Genomic DNA, 17,265 nt, shown 5'->3' with positions numbered 1-17,265 from the left:
GACACCGGTCGGCGTGCAACACTGGATGGTCCGCCTTCGGCAGGTCAGCCGCCGTGCGGGCGAGAATTTCCGGCTCAAGGAGAGGACGCTGGCGTGAGCGGTGGACCACTGATCGTGCAGTCGGACAAGACCCTGCTGCTGGAGATCGACCACCCCGACGCCCAGGCGTGCCGGATGGCCATCGCGCCCTTCGCCGAACTGGAGCGCTCCCCCGAGCACGTGCACACCTACCGGCTCACCCCGCTGGGGCTGTGGAACGCCCGCGCCGCCGGCCACGACGCCGAGGCCGTGGTGGACGCGCTGATCAAGTACTCCCGCTACCCGGTGCCGCACGCGCTGCTGGTCGACGTGGCCGAGACGATGGACCGCTACGGCCGGCTCCAGCTCGCCAACGACCCGGCCCACGGCCTGGTGCTCCGCGCGCTGGACCGGCTGGTGCTCATCGAGGTGGCCAAGAGCAAGAAGCTCGCCGGCATGCTGGGCCCGAAGCTGGACGACGACACCATCCAGGTGCACCCCTCCGAGCGCGGCCGGCTCAAGCAGGCGCTGCTCAAGCTCGGCTGGCCCGCCGAGGACCTGGCCGGCTACGTGGACGGCGAGGCGCACCCGATCGAGCTGGCCGAGGCCGGCAAGGACGGGGGCAAGCCGTGGACCCTGCGGTCGTACCAGCGGGAGGCCGTCGAGGCGTTCTGGGCCGGCGGCTCCGGCGTGGTGGTGCTCCCCTGCGGCGCCGGCAAGACCCTCGTCGGCGCGGCGGCCATGGCCGAGGCGAAGGCCACCACGCTGATCCTGGTCACCAACACGGTGGCCGGCCGGCAGTGGAAGCGCGAGCTGATCGCCCGCACGTCGCTCACCGAGGACGAGATCGGCGAGTACTCGGGCGAGCGCAAGGAGATCCGCCCGGTCACCATCGCCACGTACCAGGTGCTCACCTCGCGGCGCGGCGGCGCGTTCACCCACCTCGACCTGTTCGGCGCCCGCGACTGGGGCCTGGTCGTCTACGACGAGGTGCACCTGCTGCCCGCGCCGATCTTCCGCTTCACCGCGGACCTCCAGGCCCGCCGCCGGCTCGGTCTCACGGCGACATTGGTACGCGAGGACGGCCGCGAGGGCGACGTGTTCAGCCTGATCGGCCCGAAGCGGTACGACGCGCCGTGGAAGGACATCGAGCAGCAGGGCTGGATCGCCCCGGCCGAGTGCACCGAGGTCCGGGTGACCCTGACCGACGCCGAGCGGATGGCGTACGCGACGGCCGAGGCCGAGGAGCGCTACCGGATGGCGGCCACCGCCCGGACGAAGTTGCCGGTGGTGCGGGCGCTCGTGGACCGGCACCCGGACGAGCAGGTGCTCGTCATCGGGGGCTACATCGACCAGTTGCACCAGCTCGGGGAGTACCTGGACGCGCCCATCGTGCAGGGGTCGACCACCAACAAGGAGCGGGAGCGATTGTTCGACGCGTTCCGGTCCGGTGAGGTGAAGACGCTTGTCATCTCCAAGGTCGGGAACTTCTCCATCGACCTGCCGGAGGCCGCCGTCGCCATCCAGGTGTCGGGGACCTTCGGGTCGCGGCAGGAGGAGGCGCAGCGGTTGGGGCGGGTGCTGCGGCCCAAGGCGGACGGACGGCAGGCGCACTTCTACACGGTGGTGTCCCGGGACACGATCGATACGGAGTACGCGGCACACCGGCAGCGGTTCCTCGCCGAGCAGGGGTACGCGTACACCATCGTGGACGCCGACGACGTCCTCGGGCCGTCGCTGCCTTCGTTCGACTGATCCGCTTCCGCTGTCGGGGTTCCAACCCGACGGGCGAAGGGCAGCATCTTGCTCAGCGATCAGTCAGTTCGGCTAGGTCAACGGCGTTGATGAGGTCCCTGATTGCGGCCTCACTGGCGAGGTTCAGGGGTAGCAGTTCGCCGGTTCGCGCTCGCGGGTTGAGCAGCAGTTCGCTGCTGGTGTCGTTGATGATGGAGGCAGCGTCGGCTTCCGCCCATCGCACGCCGGCCAGCGATGCACGATGGATCTCGGTGGCGAGAATGCACGACACCAGGGGTCTGCCATAGCTGTCCGGGCCTTCGTGGCGCAGCACGGCCACTCGCGCTGAGCCGATGCCGGGTGCGACGGCGAAGGCTTCCCGCAGGGTGACAAGGACCTGGCCGCAGACGAACTGCTTGTAGTAGGCGGCGCGGTCGCGCTGGGGCAGCTTGCGTAGCGACAGGTTGCCGGCCTGGGTGGTGGTGGGCATGCGCTCGGGCACGACCTGGTCGATCGTGGGGACGAGCACCACGAGGGCAACCTCGTGGTCGGTGACGCCGACGGCGGCACTGGCTGCCTCGTTGTCTTCGAACGCTTCTTCGAGCGTTTCCAGGACGACATCCGGGTCGTTGCTGCACAGCTGCTGCCACCGCTGGTCGAGGTATCGCTGCCAGCTGGCCTTCTGCTCAAGCAGGGCCCTCCATTGCCGTTGCACCTCGGCGTCGGTCCACTGCGCGGCGCGCTGTTTGGCCTGCGCCCGTTTGGTCCGCTCGAAGAACCCGACTCCGGCCAGGGCGTGCTGTTCGTAGTGCCGGTAGATGCTGGCTCTGTCTGGCGCCGCGGGCTCCGGCGCGACCGGTCGGGTGGCGGCAGAGAAATCCACCCGGTGCAGGTCGAGAATGCGCAGGAACGCCTGCGCCAGGTGCTGGGCCTCCTCCGCCCGCTGCATCTGGGCGGCATGGCGCTGCTGCACCGCGAGCTGCCGCTGATAGGCCGCCGCTGAAGTAGCGCGGCCGCCGGATCGGCTACGGCCGCGGCCTCCGCCGAGGGAGGTGTAGAAGCCGACCGGGCCGACACCGGTGGAGAATCCGGTGCGGCCGCCCCCGAGATGAACCCTGGCAGCTCGCGGTCCCAGACTCGTGCGGATCCCGCGCGACGAGGCGCGGACACGGACCCCGGGTGCCAGCTTGATGGAGAACCCCACCTGCCGACCGTAAGTCCGGCGCTCAAGACCCTGCTCAACCAGTCGTCCAGGTCAGGTCGACGTGTCGGCGCCGTGGCGGCCGGTGCGCCCACCGCGGCCAGGACCGAAGGACCATCAACTGCCGGCCCTTTGGCCAGACTTCCCACCACATGGCCGCCGCACTCGGGTCTGAGTGTGGTGACCAGCTCCCAGCCACGATTGGTGTCGGCGTTGGCTGGTGACCGGGCGGCCGGTGTGAGAACCGTGGGTGGAGCGCGACGGCTGGGCCCTGCAGGCAGCAACGTCCCGCCGTACCCGACGGCATACTCCTAGTCGGATCCTGGTTGATCCCCAGCTACGTATACGCCCTTACCTTGATGACCTTCGATCAGCCCTTCTGCCTGAAGGATTAGAAGGGCAGATCGGACCGGCTCGGCGGAGACGCCGTATTGCGCGGACATCTCGCGCAGAGAAGGCAGCTTGAACCCCGGGCCGTACTCGCCCGAGCTGATCTTGTCGCGGATGTCCTGAGCGATGCGCTGACGGTCTGGGATTCGGGGCATGGCAACTCCTGGTAGGCCCCAAGATCCTCCCACGCCGCCACCTCGGCAGCCAAGACTTCGCGTGCTTAGCATGTTCGGCTCTTGTTCTTTGCATGCTTTGCATTGTATGTTGTTCCTCGGAAGCCCGGCACTGGATCGCCTGGTAGGCAACCGGCCCTCCCGGTTGGGCATCCACCTTCGCTGGCACGGCTGCCTTCGCTCGTCGGCTGTGCCAGCACCCCAACGCTGAACGCAAGGCGCCTGCTGCCGTACCCGAAACAGGCCGCAGGGCAGGGCGGCCTCCGCCGACCGCAACCGGCGGAGGCCGCCCCACCACACTTCGACGCGACCCGACGAAGGGCGGTCCCCCATGCGCAACCTGATCCGTCGGCTGGCGGGCCGACGCGACGAGAGACAACCAGTCGCACAAGCCAACCGGAGCCAGCCGCTCCGCCCCTGGCAGATCCGCGAACGCTGCTTCAACGTCCGCCGACGCGGCCTCGACCCCGTCGAGATCCGCACCTTCCTCCACCAGGTCGCCGACGAACTCACCGTCGCCCAGACCGCCCTGGTCGCGGTGCAGGAGGAGAACGTTCGCATCAAGAACGCCCTGCGCTCCTGGCAGAGCACCCAATCCGCGAACCGCCTCTACCGATGACCGACCGCTGGGTGATCCACCTCCCCGTCACCGCCCCCGACCTGCACCGCGCCCGGATCTTCGCCCGCACCGCAGCCCGCCTGCTCGCCCAGCTCAGCGCCCGCGTAGAGCCCGGCGGCGTAACCGTCTCGCCCGAGGACCAGCAGTGCGTACGCCACTGGGTTTTCTGCGACCGTCCACTGCCCGGCGGCGGCCGGTGCGCCCTGCCGGTCGACCACACGTCGCCCTGCGCGCGCCGCGCACCCTGGCTCACCCGCTGCTGAACACGCCCGACGCCGCGGCCAGCGCACCGAATGGCGACGGTCCCAGCGGGTACGCGGACTGGAGGCAGGGCGGGTAGGCGCCATGCCGGCGAGAGCGCCATCTCCGATCTGAGCACGAGAGAAGAGAGGCACGCGATGAAGGACAGAATTCTCACCCCGATCAAAAGGGCGACAAAGACCATCCAGGTACGCCGTAAACGGGGAGACGCCCTGATCACCAAGGCGAAGGCCACCCGGCCCGGCCGCCTTTTCCAGTAGGCCCGGCACACCGGACCGACCCGTCCGGTGAAGACAGGCACTGCCAGCGCGCTCGGCCTCCACGAGGGCCGAGCGCGTCGGCTTCACGGCAGGCTACGAACGGCGGCGCAGGTAGCGGGCCCGCCGGCCAAAGTCCTGGAACCCGAGCTGCCGGTACAGCCCGGCCGCCGGGTTGTTGTCGTTGACGCAGAGCCACACCTCCCGCGCCCCATCGGACGCCAGGCCCCGCAGCGCACAGGCCACCAGATACGCCCCGACCCGCCGTCCCCGCCACTCGGGGACCACACCGACCTGGTCGACCCAGTTGTCGATGACGTTGACGAAGCCCACGGCGGCACCGTCGGGACCACGCGCGATGAGCGACAGGTCCGGCCGGTACTCGTCGTCCTCCCCCAGCTCACCCAGCCACTCCTCGGCGGTGGGCGAGGCGAAGCCGGGCCGGTCGGCGAACGACGCCCGATAGGTCTCGAACAGCTCGGGCCCGAGCGTCACCGGCCCGGTGGTCACGTCGACGGGCCGGGCGACCTCCGGGAGCGTGCCGAGGTCGTGCCGCTGCACCCACTCGGTGAACGTCCGCGCGTAGCCGCGCGCCGTGAACAGGGCGTCCGCGTCCGGGCTCCACGACTCGGTGGTCACCAGCAGGTCGGCGTCGCCCGCCTGCTCCTCCGCCCAGCTCAGCAGCCGCCCGCCGAGGCCCCGCGCCCGCCAGTTCGGATGCACGAGCCCGGTGCTGGTGGCCGGCCGCCCGCCGAGACCGACACCCACGGCCGCGACCAGGCCGCCGTCGTGCCAGGCACCGAGGGTACGGGTCTGGAGCAGCCGCGCCCGCACCAACGGGGTACGGGCGAACAGCGGCAGCCCACCGTCGACGGCCAGGCACGCCTCGGCCAGCCGGGTCAGCTCCGGGAGGTGTTCCTCGCCGAACTCTTCCCAGGTCAGCGCGTCCGTGCCGTTCATTCCCACCCCTGTCGTCAACTGCCCACCGACCGGCGGGCCCCTGTCGGTGGAGCGCCCGGCCGGCGGGACAAAGCCCGCCAGGCAGTAGGCACCGCACCCGCGACGGGTGTCAACCAGATTCAATCCGGCGCGCTGTCGTACCTGCCTGGGAGCATCAGCCCATGGCGACCTCGAGGCAGCCGGTGACCGTGCCGACCGGCGCCAGCGTCGACGATTTCCTGGCGGCCGTCCCCGACGACCGCCGCCGGGCCGACGCCGAGCGCCTCTGCGCGCTGCTGCGCGAGGTCACCGGCGAGCCGCCGGTCATGTGGGGCCCGAGCATCGTGGGCTTCGGCAGCTACCGCTACACCTACGAGAACGGGCGCACGGGCGACTGGCCGCTGGTCGGCTTCTCGCCGCGCAAGCAGCAGCTCGTCGTCTACCTGGTGGGTGGGTTCGAGGAGCGCTACCCGTCGGTGCTGGCCCGGCTCGGCCCGCACAAGACCGGCAAGGGCTGCCTCTACCTGAAGCGGCTCGACGACGTCGACGAGAGCGCCCTGCGCGAGCTGGTCGACCGCACGGTCCGGGTGCACAAGGGCGTCGACCGGGCCAGCCAACGCTGACCGGAGGCGGGAACAGGTCTGCCACAGCGCGTCGGCGAACGCCTGCGACAGGTGGTGCCCGCCTCCGGCAACAAGCGCCTCAGTTCCAGATCGCCGCGACGGTTGCGCCGTGCACGGCACCGACGGCCCGCCCGGCGCGGGCGGACGCCGCGCGGGTCGCCGGTGACAGCGCGTTGGTGCCGAACGCGTCGACGGACGCCTGGTCGGCGCTGATCACGTGGACGGTGGCCGGGGCGAGCGCGGCGATCTCGGCGTCGAGGTCGCCCCACGGCTGCGGCGCGCCCGCGAGGGTCGGCTGGATGATCAGCACGCGGTCGGCGCCGGCGGCCAGGTCGGCGTTGGTCATGGAGCGCACTCCGCCGTCGACGTAGCGGCGGCCGCCGATCGCGACCGGCGGCCAGATGCCGGGCACCGCGCAGCTCGCGGCCACGGCGTCGCGCAGGGACACGCCGGACTCGCGGGTGAAGATCACCTCGTCGCCGGTCTCGGCGTCGACCGCGGGCAGCAGCAGGCGCCGGTGGGGCCACTGCTTCACGGGGAGCCGGGCGTCGATCGCGGCGAGCCGGAGGGCCGGGTCGACGGTCCGCGCGGCGAGGGCGATCTCGCCGAACCGGCGGCGGGCCTCCTGCGGCCCGGACACGCCGGTGAGCACGGCGGCGTAGTCCGCGAAGAGCTTCTCCGTGTCGACGTCGACCTCGATCTCGGCGGTCTCCGGGCGCAGCTGGGCCGCGTACAGGTCGTCGAGCGGAACGCCGCTGGTGATCTGGGCGGCGACCGCGGAGCCGGCGGAGGTGCCCACGACCAGGTCGGCGGCGAGGATCCGGTCGGCGAGGGCGGGGCCGGCGTCGGCGAGGCCGCGGAGGACGCCCAGCTCCCAGGCGATCCCGGCCACGCCACCACCGGCGAGTACGAGCGCGTTCGTCATGATCACCAGCCTTGCACAGCGCGCGGGCACGGTGGATCCCCGTGATCCGTGACGGACGCCTCAGGGAATCGAGGGGGCCTGGTCGACGCACGGTCCGGTGGACAAGGCCGGGCCAGCCAACGCTGACCGGGGCGAGGGTCAGGTCGCGACCTGCAGCACCGCGTCGGCGAACGCCTGCGGGGCCTCCTGCGGCAGGTTGTGCCCGATGCCGCCACTCACCGTCCGGTGCTCGTACCGGCCGGAGAAGCGCCCGGCGTACACGGACGGGTCGAGGTGGGGTGCGCCGTTGGCGTCGCCTTCGAGGGTGATGGTGGGGACCCCGATGCTCGGGTTGGCGGCCAGCTTCTCCTCCACCTCGTCGTACTGCGGCTCACCGGCAGCCAGGCCCAGGCGCCAGCGGTAGTTGTGGATGACGACGTCGACGTGGTCGGGGTTGTGCAGCGAGGCGGCGCTCCGGTGGAACGTCTCGTCGTCGAAGGTCCACTTCGGGGAGGCCGTCCGCCAGATCAGCCTGGCGAAGCTGTCCAGGTTCTTCGCGTACCCGTCCCGGCCCCGGTCGGTGGCGAAGTAGAACTGGTACCACCAGGAGAGTTCGGCCTGGGGCGGGAGCGGCGCGCGCCCCGATTCCTGGCCGGCGATCAGGTAGCCGCTCACCGAGACGAGGCCCTGGCAGCGTTCCGGCCACAGCGCCGCGATGATGTCGGCCGTGCGGGCGCCCCAGTCGAACCCGGCGAGGGTCGCCTTGGGCACCCCGAGGGCGTCCAGGAACGCCACGGCGTCGAGGGCCAGGGCCGCCGGCTGGCCGTTGCGCATGGTGTCGGCCGACCGGAACCGTGTCGTGCCGTACCCCCGCAGGTGCGGCACGAGCACCCGGTGGCCGGCCGCCGTCAACCGGGGGACGACCTCGGCGAAGCTGTGGATGTCGTACGGCCATCCGTGCAGCAGGAGCACGACCGGACCGTCCGGCGGCCCGGCGTCGACGTACCCGACGTCCAGCACGCCGGCGTCGACCTGCCGCAGGTCGGTGAACAACGTTGACGATCCGCTGGCGTTCATCCCGGCCGCTCCTCGTGCTCGTCCCGCCGACGTCTGCACGGTAGGGCCCGGCGAAGGGCACCGGAGGCGGTCCGGGAGAAGGCGAGCCCCGGCGACCCGGGATGGCTAGGATCGGCCTCCCCGCTGGTCAGCGACGACGCGACGCGCTCCGCCGGACGCTCGCCTGCGGGATCCGGCCGAGGTCACAGCACCCGGGTGACCCGCTCCCCGCTGAGGCGGGCGTCCCGGTCGGCCGGGTCGAGGTTGGCGCAGAGCACCACCGACGCCCCGGCGGCGAGCGGAGCGAGCAGCCACTTCAGCGGCTGCTCGTGCTCGGCCACGTCGACCACAAGCCGGTCGCCGGCGCGCAGGTCGAGCTGCTGGGCGTACTCCCGGGCCACCGCGCCCCACTCGCCGTAGCTGGTGCCGTCCGGGCTGGCCGGGTCGGACGGGCGAAGGGCGCCCAGGTCGGGAGCGATCTCGGGGTGCCGGAGCACCTCGACGGACCAGTCCAACCACCCGAGGGGCACCGAGGACAGCGGGCCGGGGCCGGTGCCGACGAGGTAGCGGTGCGTCCCCTCGGGCACGTCCTCCAGCCAGTCGTCGAGGCGCTCCGGGGTGACGAACACGGCGTCGTACGGCAGGTCGGCGCCGGGTTCGAGAACCGCCAGCCCGGCCAGGGCCCGGGGCCGGAACGAGACCGCCAGCCCGACCGACCAGGCCCCGATGAGCACGGCCGCGGTACGCCAGTGCGGCGGCAGCAGCACGGCGACCCGGTCACCGGGGCGCAGCCCGCAGCCGTCCCGGAGCAACCCGGCGCTGCGGGCCGCCCACGCGCCCAACTGCTGCGCCGTGAAGTCGGTGCGCTCGCCGGTGGCGCCGTCGAGGTAGCTGAGCAGCGGCTCGTCGGTCGCGACGGCGACGGGTGCGTGGTCGGCCATCGGATGCACTCCTCCCTGGCGGTCAGCTCACCCTAGCCGGGTGAACCGGTCGACCAGGAGGGCCAGCCGCCGCTCGTGCTGCTCCCGCCGCAGCCGGCCGGTGCGCATCAGCGTGACCAGCCCGTGCATCCCGCTCCAGAAGGTCTCGGTGAACGCCTCCAGGTCGTCGTCACCGGCGAAGGGACGCAGCGTCTCGGCCAGCTCGGCGAAGGCCCGGGCCAGCTCGACCGGCACGTCCTGGCTGGCGAAGGGCAGGCTGGTGGGAAGGATGAAGATCGCGTCGTAGAGCGCGGGCCGGCGTTCGGCGAACTCGGCGTACGCCGTGGCGATGCCGGCCACCGCCTGCCGCGGGTCGGTGGCGGCGGCCCGGGCGGCGGCGAGTTCGACGGCCAGCTCGCCGCTGCCCTCCACGGCGACCGCCGCCATGATGGCGTCCTTGCCCTTGAAGTGGCTGTAGAGGACGGGCTGGCTGTATTCGATCTCGGCGGCGAGCCGGCGGGTGGTGACCGCGTCCCAGCCCTCCGCCTCGGCCAGCTCCCGGGCGGCGGCGATGATCGCCCGTTCCCGCTCCGCCCGCTCCCGCTCGCGTCGCGCCTGAATCGACATGACGGAACTCTAGCATCGCTAGCCAATCTGCCGGCGCTCTGTTAGCGTCGCTCTCACATCTAGCACTGCTAGCAATCGGAGTCAGACATGCTCAGCGCCATCGCCTACGGGCTCGCCGTCGTCCTCAGCCTCTTCTGCGTCCTCATCGGCGCCCGGTTCCTCCTGGCGCCGCACGCCTCGGCCGCCGGCTACGGCGTTCCGGTCAAGCCGGACGAGGACCCCGCGTACCTCACGATCAAGGGCCTGCGCGACCTCAGCTACGGCCTGCTCGGCCTCGCGCTGATCGCCTTCACCAGCGCCGAGGCGGTCGCCTGGTACATGCTGATCGTCGCGATCAACCCGCTGGGCGACACCCTCATCGTGCTGCGCCACGGCAGGAAGGCCGTCGCCTTCGGCGTCCACTTCGCCACCGCCGTGGTCGTCCTGCTCAACGCCGTCCTGCTGTTCGCCCTCTGACCGACACCACCACGACAGGAGTAGCGCGATGTCCCTGATCACGCCCGACTTCGACCGGTCCGTCATCGTCCGCGACGCCGACGCCGAGGTGGTGGGCCGCGCCCCCACCACGATCCGGCTGCTCGCCGACAGCAGCGCCACCGGCGGGGCGCTCTCCACCCAGCGGGTCACCCTGACCAACGGCGCGGACGGCGCCCGGCCCCACCACCACGGCAACTCGGCCGAGCTGTTCTACCTGCTCGACGGCACCGCGCAACTGCTCTCCGGCGAGCAGGTCGTCACCGCCGAGCGTGGCGATCTGGTGATCGTGCCGCCCGGCGTGGCGCACGCCTTCGCCGCCGCCCCGGGCGAGAACGCCGACATCCTCATCGTCATCACCCCCGGCGTCGAGCGGTTCGAGTACTTCCGGCACCTGGAGCGGATCGCCTACGGCAAGGTGCCGCCGGAGAGCCTGCTGGAGGTGCAGGAGCTCTACGACACGTACTTCCGGAGCAGTGACGCCTGGGACGCCGCCCGCCGCTGACACCGACGACCGGACCCGCGACCGTCGACTTTGGTCGCGGGTCCGTCGGCCGATGGCCGTTTCGGTGGTCCGGGCCGACCAGGCACGGTACGGCCATGACAGCCAAGCGCCGCCGCCTTGCGCCCGCCATCGCGCTCCTGCTGCTCGCCCCGTGGGCCGCCGAGTGCTCCTGGGGCGGCTTCACGCTCGCCGGCATGCCGTTCGTGGTCCTCGTGCTCGCCCCGATGTACGGGGGCGCCGCCCTGCTGATCCGCGAGACGGCCCGGCGGCTCGGCCTCGGCTGGCCCGGGATCGTGGCGCTCGCCGCCGCGTTCGGCGTGGTGCAGGCCGGTCTGGTCGACCAGTCGCTGTTCAATCCGGAGTTCCTGAACGACACCGAGTTCGCCGACACCCAGCGTGCCGCCGAGGCGACGATGGTGCCCGGCCTCGGGTTCAGCGCCCGACAGGCGGTCGACTACGTGGGCAACCACGTGGCGTTGAGCATCTGCGGGCCGATCGCGCTCGTCGAGTCCTGCCTGGGTGCGGACCGCCGGCTGCGCCCGTGGCTCGGCCGGCCGGGGCTGGCCGTGGTCGCGCTGCTCTGGCTGGGCGGCAGCCTGCTGGTCTTCGCCGACGACGGCGGCCGGAAGAACTTCCTGGCCGCCCCGGAACAGCTGGCGTTCGCCGCCGCGGTCGCACTGGCACTGATCGCCGCCGCCCTGCGACACCGGCCGCAACCCGTCCGCCCGGCCACCTCGCCCGCGCCGCGTCCGGCCTGGGTCGGGCTCGTCGTGGCCGTCGCGTACGCCGGCGCGGGGCTGCTGCCGGGCTGGCCGGGCATCGCGCTCGCGCTGGCCCTGGCGGCCACCGCCGCCGTGCTGCTCGTGCGCTGGTCCCGCCGACGCGGCTGGGGACAGCGGCACGTGCTCGCCGCCGGCTCGGCCAGCCTGCTCGTCGCGGCCGCGTACGCGTACGGCGTGCCCACCTACGCCCCGGCGACACCGGCGGCGGCCCTGGTGGGTGACGTGGCGATCAGCGTGATCGTCCTTGCCCTGGTCGGCGGCGCCCGGTGGCGGCTGCGCGCGCCTTCGTCCAGTGTTCACGCGCCCGCAAGCTGATGCTCCTCCACGGGTGCCAGCCTCCGTCGGGGCACGACCTACGGAGGAAGTCCTTGACAGTGAGAAGAGCACTCATCGCCGCCGGTGTGGCGGTCGCCGGCCTGGCCGTCGGCACCCCGGCGTCGGCCGGCGGGCACCACCCGGGCGGGCCGGTCGCCTTCGACCGGGTCGCCACGTACCCGGTCTTCCAGAACCGCCCGGCCGGCGAGGACCCCGCGGCACCGACCGTCGCCGAGATCTCGGCGGTCAGCCCGGACGGCCGCACCCTGATCTACACCGACGCGCTGGCGCGCCGGATCGGCTTCCTCGACATCTCCCGCGCCGACCAGCCGCGCGGCCTCGGCACCCTCTCCCTGGCCCAGCTCGGCGACGCCGAGGACGAGCCCACCTCGGTGGCCGTGGTCGGCCGGTACGTGCTGGTCGTGGTCAACACCAGCCGCAGCTACACCGAGCCGTCCGGCCGGCTGGACGTGATCGAGCTGGCCACCCGTACCCGGGTCCGCAGCCTCGACCTCGGCGGCCAGCCCGACTCGATCGCCATCAGCAAGGACCGCCGCTACGCCGCGATCGCCATCGAGAACGAGCGCGACGAGGAGGCCACCCCGCCCGGCGGCGAGGAGGGCGACCTGCCCCAGGCTCCCGGCGGCTTCGTGCAGATCGTCGACCTGACCGGCGCGGCGCCGGCCGGCTGGCGGCTGCGGCCCGTGCCGCTGACCGGCCCGGGCGGCACCGCGTTGCCCGCCCTGGTCCAGGCGGGGCTCGCCGCGCCCACCGACCCCGAGCCGGAGTACGTCTCGATCAACGGCCGCAACCAGCTGGCCGTGACCCTCCAGGAGAACAACGGCGTCGCCCTCGTCGACCTGCCCACCGGGCGGATCACCAAGGTCTTCTCGGCGGGCACCGCGACGGTGCGCGGGATCGACACGGTCAAGGACGGCACCATCGACCTGACCGGCGGCATCACCGACGTGCCGCGCGAGCCGGACGCGGTGGCCTGGACCGACGACCGCTACCTGGCGACGGCCAACGAGGGCGACTGGCGGGGCGGCACCCGCGGCTGGTCGGTCTTCGACAGCCGCACGGGCGCGGTCGCCTGGGACGCCGGCAACACCTTCGAGCGGCTCGCCGTCACCTACGGGCTGCACAACGAGGACCGGGCCGCCAAGAAGGGCACCGAGCCGGAGGGCGTGGCCGTCGCCGAGTACGACGGTGTCCGCTACGCGTTCGTCGGGTCGGAGCGGAGCAACTTCGTCGCCGTCTACGACCTGAGCAACCCCACGAAGCCGGTGTTCCGGCAGGTGCTGCCCACCACCAACGGGCCGGAGGGGCTGCTGCCCATCCCGTCCCGCGGGCTGCTCGCGGTCTCCAGCGAGGAGGACGACGCCTCGGTGGGCGTGCGCGCCTCGGTCTCGCTCTTCCGGCTGGGCCGGGGCACACCCGGCTTCCCGAGCGTCGTCTCCGCCACCGGGGCGGATGGCGCGCCGATCGGCTGGGGCGCGCTCGGCGCGCTGAGCGCGGTGCCCGGCAGGCCGCACCAGCTCTACAGCGTCACCGACGCGGCGTACGCGCAGACCCGGATCCTGACCGTCGACGCCCAGCGCTCACCGGCCGTGGTCACCGCCGCGCTGCCGGTCCGGGACGCCGCCGGCCAGCCGGTCGGCTACGACGCCGAGGGCATCTTCGCCCGCCCGCAGGGCGGCTTCTGGCTCGCCGTCGAGGGCGCCAAGGGGCCGGAGAACAAGCTGGTCCGGCTGGACGCGGCCGGGGTGACCCGGCAGGTCGTGCCGCTGCCCGCCGAGGTGGCCGCCGGCCTGGGCAAGCAGGGCCTGGAAGGCGTCACGGCCAGCACCGACCGGCACGGCCGGGAGATCGTCTGGGTGGCCGTGCAGCGTGAGCTGTCCACCGACCCGGCCGGGACCGTCCGGCTGGGCCGGTACGACGTCGCGGCGGGCACCTGGAGCTGGTTCGGCTACCGGCTGAACGGCACCACCGTTCCGGGTGACTGGATCGGGCTCTCCGAGATCACCGTGGTCGGCGACCGGCTCGCCGTGATCGAGCGGGACAAGCTGAACGGCCCGGCCGCCGCCCTGAAGCGGGTCTACACGGTGCCGCTGCCCGACGCGGCCGCCGCGCCCGGCACGCTCCCCGTGCTGCCGAAGACCCTCGCGGTCGACGTGCTGCCGGCGCTGCGCGCCACGCACGGCTGGACCCAGGAGAAGCTGGAGGGCCTGACCGTGGCCGGCGACGGCCAGGTGTACGCGATCACCGACAACGACGCGGTCCAGGACGCCACCGGCGAGACGGTGCTCCTGCGGCTCGGCACCGGCCGGCAGGTCTTCGGCCGCCGCTGACCCGCGCGGCCCGGCGTCCACTCCGCCCGGGGTGGGCGCCGGGTCAGCGCAGCGGCAGCTCGGGGCCGCCCTCCAGGAGGGGGGCCAGCAGGTCGCCCTGCTTCTCCACCCGCTTCAGCACCTCGGTGGCCGTGTACGGCTTCGTCGACGGCCGCTTGCCGGCCGCGCCCGCCTCGACCTCGTCCCAGGTCAGCGGGGTGGACGCCGACGGCACGTCCTGGGCGCGCAGCGAGTACGGCGCCACCGTCGTCTTGGCCGCGTTGTTCTGGCTCCAGTCGATGAAGACCTTCCCGGGGCGCAGGTTCTTCGCCATCTTCGAGACGACCTGCTTCGGCTGCGCCTTCTCCAGCTCCTGCGCGATCCGCTTCGCGTAGGCGGACACGTCGTCGGCGTCCTGCGTCCCGGCGATCGGGCAGCAGAGCTGCATGCCCTTCTTCCCCGACGTCTTCGGGTACGAGTCGATGCCGTCCTCGGCGAGCCGGTCCCGCATGAGCAGGGCCACCTGGCAGCACTGCCGCAGCGCCGCGGGGGCGCCCGGGTCCAGGTCGACCACCATCATGTCCGGGTGCTCGCCCACCTTCCACTGCGGCGTGTGCAGCTCCAGCGCGGCGAGGTTGGCCAGCCAGACCAGCGTGGGCAGGTCGTCGGCGACCACGTAGTCGATGGTCTCCCGCCCCTTGCTCGACCCGGGGGCGGGCAGGTTCTCGGTGCGTACCCAGTCGGGGGTGGCGGCGGGCGCGTTCTTCTCGAAGAACGAGCCGCCGTCGACGCCGTTGGGGTAGCGGATCCGGGTCAGCGCCCGGTCGCGCAGGTGCGGCAGCAGCACCGGGGCGATCCGGGTGTAGTAGTCGATCACCTCGCCCTTGGTGAAGCCGGCCTTCGGGTAGAGCACCTTGTCCAGGTTGGACAGCTCCAGCGAGCGGCCCTCCACGTCCACCTTGAAGCGGTCAGCTGGCATCGTCGACCTCCTCGGCAGGCTTGTCCGGGCGCAGGCGCAGGATCCGGGGGAAGCGCAGCCGGCCGTCCGGCGTGCGCTGGCCGTACTTGACCTCCACCACGACCTGGGGACTTACCCAGATCGCGCCGCGGGCATCCTCCCGGGGCACGTCCCCGCGGAACGGCGACCCGGCGGCGCGCAGCGGTTCCAGCTCGCGCAGCAGCTCACGCTCGATCGCCGCGCCGATCCCGCCCCCCACCCGGCCCCGGTAGACGAGCCGCCCGTCCGGGCCGGGCACCCCGACCAGCAGGCCGCCGATCTTCCGCGCGCCGGGCCGCCAGCCGCCGACCACGAAGTCGCCGGTGACCTCCAGCTTGACCTTCACCCAGTCCGGCGAGCGCACCCCCGGCCGGTAGACCGCGTCGACCCGCTTGGCCATCACCCCCTCCAGGCCGTGCTCGCCGGCCGCCGCGTAGGTGGCCGGCCCGTCGGCGAAGACCGGCGGCACCGCCCACCGGGCGGCACCGAGCCCCAGGGACTCCAGCGCGGCGCGCCGCTCCCGGTAGGGCCGGCCGGTCAGGTCCGCGCCGCGCAGCCGGAGCACGTCGAAAATCATGTACGTGACGGGGACGGTTGCCGCGAGCCGGGCGGCCTTGGCCGCGTTGCGGACGTGCATCCGCTCGGCGAGCGCGGTGAACGAGGGCTGGCCGTCGGTGAACAGCACCACCTCGCCGTCCAGCAGGGCGTCGTCGACCTGCTCGGCCAGGGGGATCAGCTCGGGGTACGCGGTGGTGATCTCGACGCCGGAGCGGGCGTACAGGTGCTGGTGGCCGCGGCTGATGTCGGCGAGCGCGCGGACCCCGTCCCACTTGAACTCGTACGCCCAGCCGTCACCGGCCGGGAGCTGCCCGGTCATCGCGAGCATCGGCTTCAACGGCGCGCCGGGCACCTCATGACTGTAGTTGCGTGCGGAAGCGCGTGCGTCCCGTTCGATCATTTGCGATTCTGGTCAGAACCGGGGAGAGGAGCGCGTCATGCGGGCGATCTGGAAGGGAGCGGTGTCGTTCGGCCTGGTGTCGATCGGGGTGAAGGTCTACTCGGCCACCGAGGAGAAGGACATCCGCTTCCATCAGGTGCACCGCGAGGACGGCGGCCGCATCCGGTACAAGCGCACCTGCTCGGTCTGCGGCGAGGAGGTGACCTACGACGACATCGCCAAGGGCTACGACATCGGCGGCGGCGAGATGGTCATCCTCACCGACGAGGACTTCGCCGAACTGCCGCTGACCACCTCGCACGCCATCGACGTGCTGGAGTTCGTGCCGGCCGAGCAGGTCGACCCGATCCTCTACAACAAGGCGTACTTCCTGGAGCCCGAGGGCTCGGCCACCAAGCCGTACGTGCTGCTGCGCGACGCGCTCGCCGACTCGGAGCGGGTGGCGATCGTGAAGGTGGCGCTGCGCCAGCGCGAGCAGCTCGCCACCCTGCGGGTCCGCGAGGGCGTGCTGCTGCTCAACACCATGCTGTGGCCGGACGAGGTGCGCCAGCCCGACTTCGGCTTCCTCGACGAGGACCTCAAGGTACGGCCGCCGGAGCTGGCGATGGCCAGTTCGCTGATCGACTCGATGGCCGGCGAGTTCGAGCCGGACGCCTTCACCGACGACTACCGGGCGGCGTTGCAGGAGGTCATCGACGCGAAGGTGGAGGGCCGCGAGGTGGTCCAACCGGAGGAGGAAGAGGCCGCGCCGGCCGCCGCCGTGGACCTGATGGCCGCCCTGAAGGCGTCGGTCGAGCGGGCCCGGGCGGCCCGGGGCGAGGCGCCGGAGGGCGGCGCGGGCGAGCCGACGCCGATCTCGGCGGCCCGCTCGGCGCAGAAGGCGGCCAAGGCCACGAAGGCGCCGGCGAAGAAGGCGGCCGAGAAGAAGGCCACGGCGAAGAAGGCGCCCGCCAAGAAGGCGGCGGAGAAGAAGGCCGAGCCGGCCAAGAAGACCGCCGCCAAGAAGACCCCGGCGAAGAAGGCACCCGCCAAGAAGACGGCCGAGAAGAAGGCCGCCCCCCGCAAGACCGCCTGACCCCGGCCAGGAAGGGCCCCTCCGGGTCCGTCCCGGTCGTCACCCTTGTTCCCTGCGGGTCGGCGTGCCGGGATCCACCCGGCCGAGGGAGCACCGCGGGCGTCCGG

18 protein-coding genes are annotated in these 17,265 nt (G+C 72.5%); 9 read left to right on the top strand and 9 right to left on the bottom strand.

Features of this window, described 5'->3' with window-relative positions; all coding sequences use genetic code 11:
- The first annotated feature begins 93 nt into the window (after window positions 1-93).
- Window positions 94-1,773 (top strand): DNA repair helicase XPB, encoded by a 1,680-nt coding sequence (locus tag ACZ6PY_RS02380; RefSeq protein WP_466068488.1) that lies wholly within the window; start codon window positions 94-96, stop codon window positions 1,771-1,773.
- Window positions 1,774-1,825: 52 nt separating this feature from the next.
- On the opposite strand, the gene ACZ6PY_RS02375 is transcribed toward ACZ6PY_RS02380, so the two are convergent.
- The gene (locus ACZ6PY_RS02375) at window positions 1,826-2,956 is read right to left on the bottom strand and encodes a DUF4236 domain-containing protein (RefSeq protein ID WP_466068486.1); all 1,131 of its coding nucleotides are present in this window, start codon (window positions 2,954-2,956) and stop codon (window positions 1,826-1,828) included.
- A gap of 308 nt (window positions 2,957-3,264) precedes the next feature.
- Complete coding sequence (locus ACZ6PY_RS02370) at window positions 3,265-3,498, bottom strand: winged helix-turn-helix domain-containing protein (RefSeq protein ID WP_466068484.1); 234 nt, start codon at window positions 3,496-3,498, stop codon at window positions 3,265-3,267.
- Window positions 3,499-3,847: 349 nt separating this feature from the next.
- Here ACZ6PY_RS02370 and ACZ6PY_RS02365 point away from each other — a divergent pair, with 349 nt between their 5' ends.
- Together ACZ6PY_RS02365 and ACZ6PY_RS02360 are read left to right on the top strand one after the other, a co-directional pair.
- Window positions 3,848-4,135: a DivIVA domain-containing protein gene (locus tag ACZ6PY_RS02365; RefSeq protein ID WP_466068482.1), complete on the top strand. Its 288-nt coding sequence runs from the start codon at window positions 3,848-3,850 to the stop codon at window positions 4,133-4,135.
- On the top strand, window positions 4,132-4,398 hold the full coding sequence (locus ACZ6PY_RS02360) for a hypothetical protein (protein WP_466068480.1): 267 nt from the start codon (window positions 4,132-4,134) through the stop codon (window positions 4,396-4,398). Before ACZ6PY_RS02365 ends, ACZ6PY_RS02360 begins: the two co-directional genes overlap by 4 nt.
- A 351-nt stretch (window positions 4,399-4,749) precedes the next feature.
- Here the strand turns inward: ACZ6PY_RS02360 and ACZ6PY_RS02355 are convergent, their stop codons facing one another.
- Entirely contained in the window at window positions 4,750-5,613 is an 864-nt protein-coding gene (locus tag ACZ6PY_RS02355) for a GNAT family N-acetyltransferase (RefSeq protein ID WP_466068478.1), read from the bottom strand.
- A 161-nt stretch (window positions 5,614-5,774) separates the two neighbouring features.
- Between ACZ6PY_RS02355 and ACZ6PY_RS02350 the strand changes: the two genes are divergently transcribed.
- Window positions 5,775-6,215, top strand: coding sequence for a DUF1801 domain-containing protein (locus ACZ6PY_RS02350; RefSeq protein WP_466068476.1), 441 nt, complete (start codon window positions 5,775-5,777; stop codon window positions 6,213-6,215).
- A 79-nt stretch (window positions 6,216-6,294) separates the two neighbouring features.
- Here ACZ6PY_RS02350 and ACZ6PY_RS02345 read toward each other — a convergent pair whose 3' ends face one another.
- The 4 genes from ACZ6PY_RS02345 to ACZ6PY_RS02330 form a co-directional block, all read right to left on the bottom strand.
- Window positions 6,295-7,140 carry a patatin-like phospholipase family protein gene (locus ACZ6PY_RS02345; RefSeq protein ID WP_466068474.1) on the bottom strand — a complete coding sequence of 282 codons (846 nt, stop codon included), beginning with the start codon at window positions 7,138-7,140 and terminating at the stop codon, window positions 6,295-6,297.
- Window positions 7,141-7,278: 138 nt separating this feature from the next.
- Complete coding sequence (locus ACZ6PY_RS02340; protein WP_466068472.1) at window positions 7,279-8,196, bottom strand: alpha/beta fold hydrolase; 918 nt, start codon at window positions 8,194-8,196, stop codon at window positions 7,279-7,281.
- Window positions 8,197-8,378: 182 nt separating this feature from the next.
- Entirely contained in the window at window positions 8,379-9,116 is a 738-nt protein-coding gene (locus ACZ6PY_RS02335) for a TIGR03089 family protein (protein ID WP_466068470.1), read from the bottom strand.
- Between the two features lie 27 nt (window positions 9,117-9,143).
- On the bottom strand, window positions 9,144-9,722 hold the full coding sequence (locus ACZ6PY_RS02330; RefSeq protein ID WP_466068467.1) for a TetR/AcrR family transcriptional regulator: 579 nt from the start codon (window positions 9,720-9,722) through the stop codon (window positions 9,144-9,146).
- Window positions 9,723-9,809: 87 nt separating this feature from the next.
- Here ACZ6PY_RS02330 and ACZ6PY_RS02325 point away from each other — a divergent pair, with 87 nt between their 5' ends.
- The 4 genes from ACZ6PY_RS02325 (at window position 9,810) to ACZ6PY_RS02310 (ending at window position 14,149) form a co-directional block, all read left to right on the top strand.
- The gene (locus tag ACZ6PY_RS02325; RefSeq protein ID WP_466068465.1) at window positions 9,810-10,178 is read left to right on the top strand and encodes a DUF4267 domain-containing protein; all 369 of its coding nucleotides are present in this window, start codon (window positions 9,810-9,812) and stop codon (window positions 10,176-10,178) included.
- A gap of 28 nt (window positions 10,179-10,206) precedes the next feature.
- Entirely contained in the window at window positions 10,207-10,701 is a 495-nt protein-coding gene (locus ACZ6PY_RS02320) for a cupin domain-containing protein (protein ID WP_466068463.1), read from the top strand.
- Window positions 10,702-10,796: 95 nt separating this feature from the next.
- Window positions 10,797-11,798: a hypothetical protein gene (locus ACZ6PY_RS02315; protein ID WP_466068461.1), complete on the top strand. Its 1,002-nt coding sequence runs from the start codon at window positions 10,797-10,799 to the stop codon at window positions 11,796-11,798.
- A 59-nt stretch (window positions 11,799-11,857) separates the two neighbouring features.
- Entirely contained in the window at window positions 11,858-14,149 is a 2,292-nt protein-coding gene (locus tag ACZ6PY_RS02310) for an esterase-like activity of phytase family protein (RefSeq protein WP_466068459.1), read from the top strand.
- A 43-nt stretch (window positions 14,150-14,192) separates the two neighbouring features.
- Here ACZ6PY_RS02310 and ligD (ACZ6PY_RS02305) read toward each other — a convergent pair whose 3' ends face one another.
- A complete protein-coding gene (gene ligD / locus ACZ6PY_RS02305) occupies window positions 14,193-15,107 on the bottom strand; it encodes a non-homologous end-joining DNA ligase (RefSeq protein ID WP_466068457.1) in 915 nt (304 codons plus the stop codon).
- Window positions 15,097-16,035 (bottom strand): non-homologous end-joining DNA ligase, encoded by a 939-nt coding sequence (gene ligD / locus ACZ6PY_RS02300; protein ID WP_466068455.1) that lies wholly within the window; start codon window positions 16,033-16,035, stop codon window positions 15,097-15,099. The genes ligD (ACZ6PY_RS02305) and ligD (ACZ6PY_RS02300) overlap by 11 nt, the downstream gene beginning before the upstream one ends.
- Before the next feature lie 85 nt (window positions 16,036-16,120).
- Here ligD (ACZ6PY_RS02300) and ku point away from each other — a divergent pair, with 85 nt between their 5' ends.
- On the top strand, window positions 16,121-17,158 hold the full coding sequence (gene ku, locus ACZ6PY_RS02295; RefSeq protein WP_466068453.1) for a non-homologous end joining protein Ku: 1,038 nt from the start codon (window positions 16,121-16,123) through the stop codon (window positions 17,156-17,158).
- Window positions 17,159-17,265: the final 107 nt, after the last annotated feature.

Source organism: Micromonospora sp. NPDC048907, assembly GCF_055586885.1.
Note: the sequence above shows the minus strand (reverse complement) of the source record. Positions and strands in the feature narration are given on the sequence as shown.